This is a genomic window from Neoroseomonas rubea, from assembly GCF_016106015.1.
Lineage (GTDB): Bacteria > Pseudomonadota > Alphaproteobacteria > Acetobacterales > Acetobacteraceae > Neoroseomonas > Neoroseomonas rubea.
This window is the reverse complement of record NZ_JACADQ010000240.1, coordinates 1-6,494: the sequence shown is the minus strand read 5'-3', so window position 1 is coordinate 6,494 and position 6,494 is coordinate 1. Positions and strand designations below refer to the sequence as shown.

5 protein-coding genes are annotated in these 6,494 nt (G+C 69.8%); 4 read left to right on the top strand and 1 reads right to left on the bottom strand.

Going from position 1 to position 6,494, the window contains the following annotated elements; translation table 11 throughout:
• The first annotated feature begins 126 nt into the window (after positions 1 to 126).
• The gene (locus HW577_RS18225) at positions 127 to 648 is read left to right on the top strand and encodes a GNAT family N-acetyltransferase (protein WP_198377567.1); all 522 of its coding nucleotides are present in this window, start codon (positions 127 to 129) and stop codon (positions 646 to 648) included.
• Here HW577_RS18225 and HW577_RS18220 read toward each other — a convergent pair.
• Positions 645 to 1,010 (bottom strand): P-loop NTPase family protein, encoded by a 366-nt coding sequence (locus tag HW577_RS18220; RefSeq protein ID WP_198377566.1) that lies wholly within the window; start codon positions 1,008 to 1,010, stop codon positions 645 to 647. The two genes, HW577_RS18225 and HW577_RS18220, sit on opposite strands and share 4 nt — an antisense overlap.
• A 44-nt stretch (positions 1,011 to 1,054) precedes the next feature.
• Here HW577_RS18220 and HW577_RS18215 point away from each other — a divergent pair, with 44 nt between their 5' ends.
• From HW577_RS18215 to HW577_RS18205, 3 genes are read left to right on the top strand one after another with little or no spacing between them, the layout of a single operon-like run.
• Positions 1,055 to 1,996 (top strand): ArsR/SmtB family transcription factor, encoded by a 942-nt coding sequence (locus HW577_RS18215; RefSeq protein ID WP_198377565.1) that lies wholly within the window; start codon positions 1,055 to 1,057, stop codon positions 1,994 to 1,996.
• Between the two features lie 12 nt (positions 1,997 to 2,008).
• Positions 2,009 to 5,503, top strand: a complete 3,495-nt coding sequence (metH, locus tag HW577_RS18210; protein ID WP_198377564.1) for a methionine synthase — start codon at positions 2,009 to 2,011, stop codon at positions 5,501 to 5,503.
• Positions 5,504 to 5,526: 23 nt separating this feature from the next.
• Positions 5,527 to 6,429 carry a cation diffusion facilitator family transporter gene (locus tag HW577_RS18205; RefSeq protein WP_198377563.1) on the top strand — a complete coding sequence of 301 codons (903 nt, stop codon included), beginning with the start codon at positions 5,527 to 5,529 and terminating at the stop codon, positions 6,427 to 6,429.
• Positions 6,430 to 6,494 lie beyond the last annotated feature (65 nt).

Here is a 6,494-nt window from a genome sequence, read left to right as displayed (position 1 = left end):
CCTGCCGGTCGCGCGCATCGCCGGCGCGCCGGTCGGGCTTTCGCTCGTCGCGGGGCCCGGCCGCGACCGGGCGCTGCTCGCGCTGGCCGAGAAGGTGGCCGCGGCCGCCGGGCTGCCGGGCTGACCATGCGCGTGCGGGATGCGACGCCGGCCGATCTCCCGGCCATCACGGCGATCTACGGCCACCACGTGCTGCACAGCACCGGCACCTTCGAGGAAACGCCCCCCGACGCCGCCGAGATGGCCGCGCGCATCGCCCGCGTGCAGGACGCAGGCTTCCCCTGGCTGGTCGCCGAGGAGCAGGGCGGCGAGGTGCTGGGCTTCGGCTACTGCGCGCCCTTCCGCCCCCGCGCGGCCTATCGGCACACGGCGGAGGATTCCGTCTATGTCCGCGACGACATCCGCGGCCAGGGGGTCGGCAAGGCGCTGGTCGCCGAGGTGCTGGCCCGCGCCGAGGCGATGGGCATCCGCCAGATGGTCGCGGTGATCGGCGATGCCGAGAATGTCGGCTCGATCGGCCTGCACATCTCCCTCGGCTTCCGCCAGGTTGGCGTGCTGAAGGCGGTGGGAATGAAGTTCGGCCGCTGGGTGGATGTGGTGCAGATGCAGCGCGCGCTCGGCGAGGGGGAGAAGACCCTGCCCGCTTAGGCCGAGAGCCTGTAGCGGGCGAGCGTCAGCGGGTCCTCCCGCAGCGCCGCCACGATCTCCGCCCGCCCGGCCTCGGTGCCGGCAAGCGCCACCACGCGGTCGAACCAGCCCACCTGCCCGCGCACGCGGGCCTGGAACAGCCTGTCGAGGGCGAGCGCGGCCGGCAGGCGTCCGGCGCAGCAGGCACAGCCCGCAAGATGCGGCGCCGCCGCAGGATCGAAACATTCTGTCGCCGACGGCGCGCCCTCGGGCACACCCCCCTCGGCCAGCAGCGCCGCGGGGCGGCCGGCCAGCGACGCCTCCAGCGCCTCGGGCGATGAAACCAGCGTGATCGGAATGCGGGCGTCGAGGGTCCAGGCCATGGCGTGCTGGACATAAGGATATCTTTATGACTATAGCAAGCCCCATGGACGACCTGCTGGCCCAGCTTCGTGCCGCCGCCGAGCCGACGCGCCTGCGTCTGCTCGCGCTCTGCGCGCGCGGCGCCTGGTGTGTCAGCGAACTGGTCTCCATACTCGGCCAGTCCCAGCCGCGCCTGTCGCGCCACCTGAAGCTGCTGGTCGAGGCGGGGCTGCTGCAGCGCACGCCGGAAGGCTCCAACGCCTGGTTCCAGCTGGCGGCGGAAGCCGACCTCGCGCGCCAGGTCCTCGCCCGCCTGCCGGAGGAAGACCCGCTGCTCGCCGCGGACCGGCGCGTCGCGGCGCGGCTGGCGGCCGAGCGCGCCCGGGCGGCCTCCGAGTCCTTCCGCCGCCACGGCGCGGATTGGGACGAGATGCGCGCCCTTGGCCTCCCCGGCGCGGCGATCGAGGCGGCGCTGCTCGGCGCCCTGCCGGAGCGCGTCGGCCGCCTGCTCGACATCGGCTGCGGCACGGGCGGGCTGCTCGAACGGCTCGCGCCCCGGATCGAGGAAGGCGTCGGCGTCGATGCCTCCCGCGACATGCTGGCACTCGCTCGTACGCGGCTGGCCGAGCGCGGCCTGTCGCATGTCTCGGTCCGCCAGGCGGACATGTACCGGCTGCCGCTGCCCGACGCCGTCTTCGACGCCGTCACGCTGCAGATGGTGCTGCACTATGCCGAGGACCCGGCGGCCGCGCTCGCCGAAGCCGCGCGCGTGCTCAAGCCGGGCGGTACGCTGCTGATCCTCGACCTCGCGCCGCATGGGCGCGCCGAATTGCTGGGCGGCGCCTTCGCGCATCGCTGGCCGGGCTTCGACGATGCCGGCATCGCCGGCTGGCTCGGCCCGGCGGGCTGCGTGCCGGCCCGCACCGCCTCCATCGACGGGCCAATGCCCGTCCGGCTCTGGGTCGCCGAACGCCGGACCCAGCCTGCTTCCGTCTCGAACGTCTAGAGGGTTTCCCGCATGTCCCGCCCGCACCTCCTCGATGCGCTCCGCGACCGCGTGCTGCTTTGCGACGGCGGCATGGGCGCACGCGTGCAGGCGATGACGCTCGATGTCGCGAAGGACTACTGGGACAAGGAGAACTGCACCGAGGTGCTGAATCTCTCGCGCCCCGACATCGTGCGCGAGATCCATCGCAGCTACTTCGAATCCGGCGCCGACATGGTGCTGACCAACACCTTCGGCGGCAGCCCCATCACGCTCGAGGAATTCCAGCTCGGCGAGCGCGCCTTCGAGATCAACAAGCTGGCGGTCGAGCTGGCGCGCGAGGCGGGGGAGGGCTTCGCCGATGGCCGCCACCGCTGGGTCGTGGGCGATATCGGCCCGGGCACCAAGCTGCCGAGCCTGGGGCACATCACCTATGATGCGCTGGAAGCCGCGCTGGTCGAGCAATGCCGCGGGCTGATCGCCGGCGGCGCCGACGCGCTGCTGACCGAGACCAACCAGGACACGCTCTACATCAAGGCCGCGGTGAATGCGGCGAAGATCGCGCGCGCGCAGGCGAAGTCCGACATCCCCATCTTCGTGCAGGTGACGGTCGAGACCACCGGCACGCTGCTGGTCGGCCCCGACATCGCCGCCGCCGCCGCGGTGGTGCATGCGCTCGATGTGCCGCTGATCGGGCTGAACTGCGCGACCGGGCCGCAGGAGATGGCCGAGCACATCCGCTGGCTGTCGCAGAACTGGCCCGGCCTGCTGAGCGTGCAGCCCAATGCCGGCCTGCCGGAGCTGGTGGACGGCAAGACCCACTACCCGCTGGGTGCCGAGGAGATGGCGACCTGGATGGAGCGCTTCGTCACGGAAGACGGCTTCAACCTGATCGGTGGGTGCTGCGGGACGTCAACGCCGCATATCTCGGCGTTGGATGCGATGCTGCGGCGGCTGGGCGGGGCTTCGGCGCGTCCCGCGCCGGTGCGCCGCAAGTTCCACTGGGTGCCCTCGGTCGCGTCGCTGTATTCGGCCACGTCGCTGCGCCAGGAGAACGCGTATTTCTCCATCGGGGAGCGCTGCAACGCGAACGGATCGAAGGCCTGGCGGCTGGCACAGGAAGCCAATGACTGGGACAGCTGCCTCGCGATCGGGCGCGAGCAGGTGGCCGAGGGATCCAACAGCCTGGATATCTGCACCGCCTTCGTCGGCCGCGACGAGATGCGCGAGATGAGCGAGGTCATCACCCGCTTCACCGCCTCGGTGAACAGCCCGCTGGTGATCGATTCCACCGAGACGCCGGTGATCGAGCAGGCACTGAAGCTGCATGGCGGCAAGCCGATCATCAACTCGATCAACTTCGAGGAAGGCGAGGGCGCGGCACGCGACCGGATGATACTGGCCAAGAAGTTCGGCGCCGCGGTGATCGCGCTGACGATCGACGAAGCGGGCATGGCGAAGACCGCCGAGGACAAGCTGCGCATCGCGCGCCGCCTCGTGGATTTCGCCTGCAACCAGCACGGGCTGCCGCAATCCGACCTGATGATCGATCCGCTGACCTTCACCATCGCCACCGGCAACGAGGATGACCGCAAGCTCGGCCTGTGGACGCTGGAGGGCATCCGCATGATCCGGGAGGAGTTCCCGGACATCCAGATCATCCTCGGCCTGTCCAACATATCCTTCGGCCTGAACCCGGCGGCGCGGCACGTGCTCAACAGCGTGTTCCTCGATCATGCCGTGAAGGCGGGGATGACCGGGGCGATCGTGCATGTCTCCAAGATCAAGCCGCTGCACAAGATCCCGGCCGAGGAGGTGAAGGTCGTGGAGGACCTGATCTTCGACCGCCGCGCCGAGGGCTACGACCCGCTGCAGAAGCTGCTGGAGATGTTCGCCGGCCGGAAGGCCGCCGACAACGTGGCGAAGGTGAAGGCCGAGACGGTCGAGGGGCGCCTCAAGGACCGCATCGTCGATGGCGACCGCAAGGGGCTCGACGACGAACTGGCCGATGCGCTGGCCAAGGGCATCGCGCCGTTGGCGATCATCAACGACATCCTGCTGGATGGCATGAAGGTGGTGGGCGAGCTGTTCGGCGCTGGCAAGATGCAGCTGCCCTTCGTGCTGCAATCGGCCGAGACCATGAAGGCTGCCGTCGCCTACCTCGAACCGCACATGGAACGCGTCGAGGGGCAGGAGAAGGGCATCATCGTGCTTGGCACGGTGAAGGGCGATGTGCACGACATCGGCAAGAACCTGGTCGACATCATCCTGACCAACAACGGCTACAAGGTGATCAACCTCGGTATCAAGGTGCCGCTGTCGCAGATCGTCGAGGCCGCGGTCGAGCACAAGGCGCATGCCATCGGCATGTCCGGGTTGCTGGTGAAGTCCACCGTGGTGATGCGCGAGAACCTGGAGGAGATGTCGCGCCAGGGCATCGACCTGCCGGTGCTGCTCGGCGGTGCGGCGCTGACGCGCAACTATGTCGAGGAGGATTGCGTCAAGGCCTATGCCTGCGGGCGCGTGGTCTATGCGCGCGACGCCTTCGACGGCCTGCACCTGATGGACAAGGTGATGGGCAACGATTTCGACGGCTACCTCGGTACCATTCAGTCGAAGCGCGCCGGCAAGTCGAAGAACGAGAAGCGCGTGCTGGGCCAGGCCGATCCGCGCGGCTTCGCGCCGGTGGACCTGGGCTATGCGCAGGAACGCCGCCGACGCGTGGCCGCCGAGAGCGAAGCGCCGAATCCGCCGTTCTGGGGCGCGCGCGTGATGGAGGCCGACCCGCGCGCGCTGGTCCCCTTCATCAACGAGCGCAGCCTCTACCAGTTCCAGTGGGGCTTCCGGAAAGCCGGGCGCTCGCTGGATGATTTCCTGGGCTGGGCGAAGCAGGAACTGCGCCCGGTGCTGAAGCGCATGCTGACCCTGACCGAGGAGCAGAAGATCCTCAAGCCGCAGGCCATCTACGGCTACTGGAAGTGCGCCGGGCAGGGCAACGACCTGATCCTGTTCGACCAGGACGGCACCACCGAGGTCGCACGCTTCAACATGCCGCGCCAGCCCAAGCAGGATGGCGAATGCATCGCCGACTTCGTGCGCGACATCGACGATGCCGAGCGCGACGTGATCGGCCTGCAGGTGGTCACCGTCGGCCAGAAGGCGTCCGACCTGGCGCGCGAATGGTTCGAGGAAAACCGCTACCAGGACTACCTGTACCTGCACGGCCTGTCGGTCGAGATGGCCGAGGCGATGGCCGAGTACACGCACAAGCGCATCCGCGCCGAATGGGGCTTCGCCGCGCAGGACGAACGCGACATCGAGAAGATGCTCTCGCAGGGCTACCGCGGCGGGCGGTATTCCTTCGGATATCCGGCCTGCCCGCGGCTCGAGGACCAGGAGCCGCTGCTGCGGCTGCTGGGCGCCGAGCGGATCGGGGTTTCGATCAGCGACGAGTGGCAGCTGCACCCCGAACAGTCCACCAGCGCCATCGTGCTGCACCACCCGCGGGCGAAATACTTTTCCGTCTGACCGGCGGGGGGTAAACCCCGTGCATGAGGGAAGGCGTGTCGAACCGGGCCACTGCGCTCGCCGCGGGCAGCGTCGTCGTTGCCGTGGTCGTCCTGGCGCTGAAGGCGGCCGCCTGGTGGCTGACCGGCAGCGTCGCGCTGCTGGCCGATGCGCTGGAGAGCGTGGTGAACGTCGCCGCCGCGGCCGCGGCGCTGATCGCCGTGCGCTATTCCGCCCTGCCGGCGGATGCGAACCACCCGTATGGGCACGCCAAGGCGGAATACTTCTCGGCCGTGCTGGAAGGCGCGCTGATCATCGTCGCGGCGCTGCTGATCCTGAACGAGGCCTGGGGCGCCTTCCTCGCCCCCCGTGCGCCGGAACAGGCGGCGGTCGGCCTTGCCGTCTCCGCCGTGGCGAGCGCGGCCAACGCCGCCTGGGCGATGCTGCTGACGCGCCGCGGCCGGGCGCTGAAATCGCCCGCGCTGCTGGCGGATGCGCGGCACCTCTGGTCGGATGTCGTGACCTCGGTCGGCGTCATCCTGGGCGTGGCGCTGGTGACGCTGACCGGTATCCTGTGGCTCGACCCGCTGCTGGCCGCGCTGACCGCCGCCAACATCCTGTTCTCCGGCTTCAGGCTGCTGCGCGAAAGCGTCGGCGGGCTGATGGACGAGGCGGTGCCGCCCGCCACCATGGAGCGCATCCGCCGCATCGTCGCGAAGGAAGCCGCCGGCGCGATCGAGGCGCATGACCTCCGGTCCCGCCACGCCGGCCGCTTCACCTTCCTGGAATTCCACCTGGTGGTCCCGGGCGCCATGTCGGTGCGGGAGGCGCACGACATCTGCGACCGCATCGAGGCCGCGCTGAAGGCCGAGCTCGAGACCGCCATCATCACCATCCATGTCGAGCCTGAGGCGAAGGCCAAGCACGAAGGCGTTCCCGTGCTGTGAGGGCGGCCCCGCGCAGCCCGGCCGCCCGCCCGCCGCGCCGCGCGGCGTGGCTGGCGCTCGGCGTC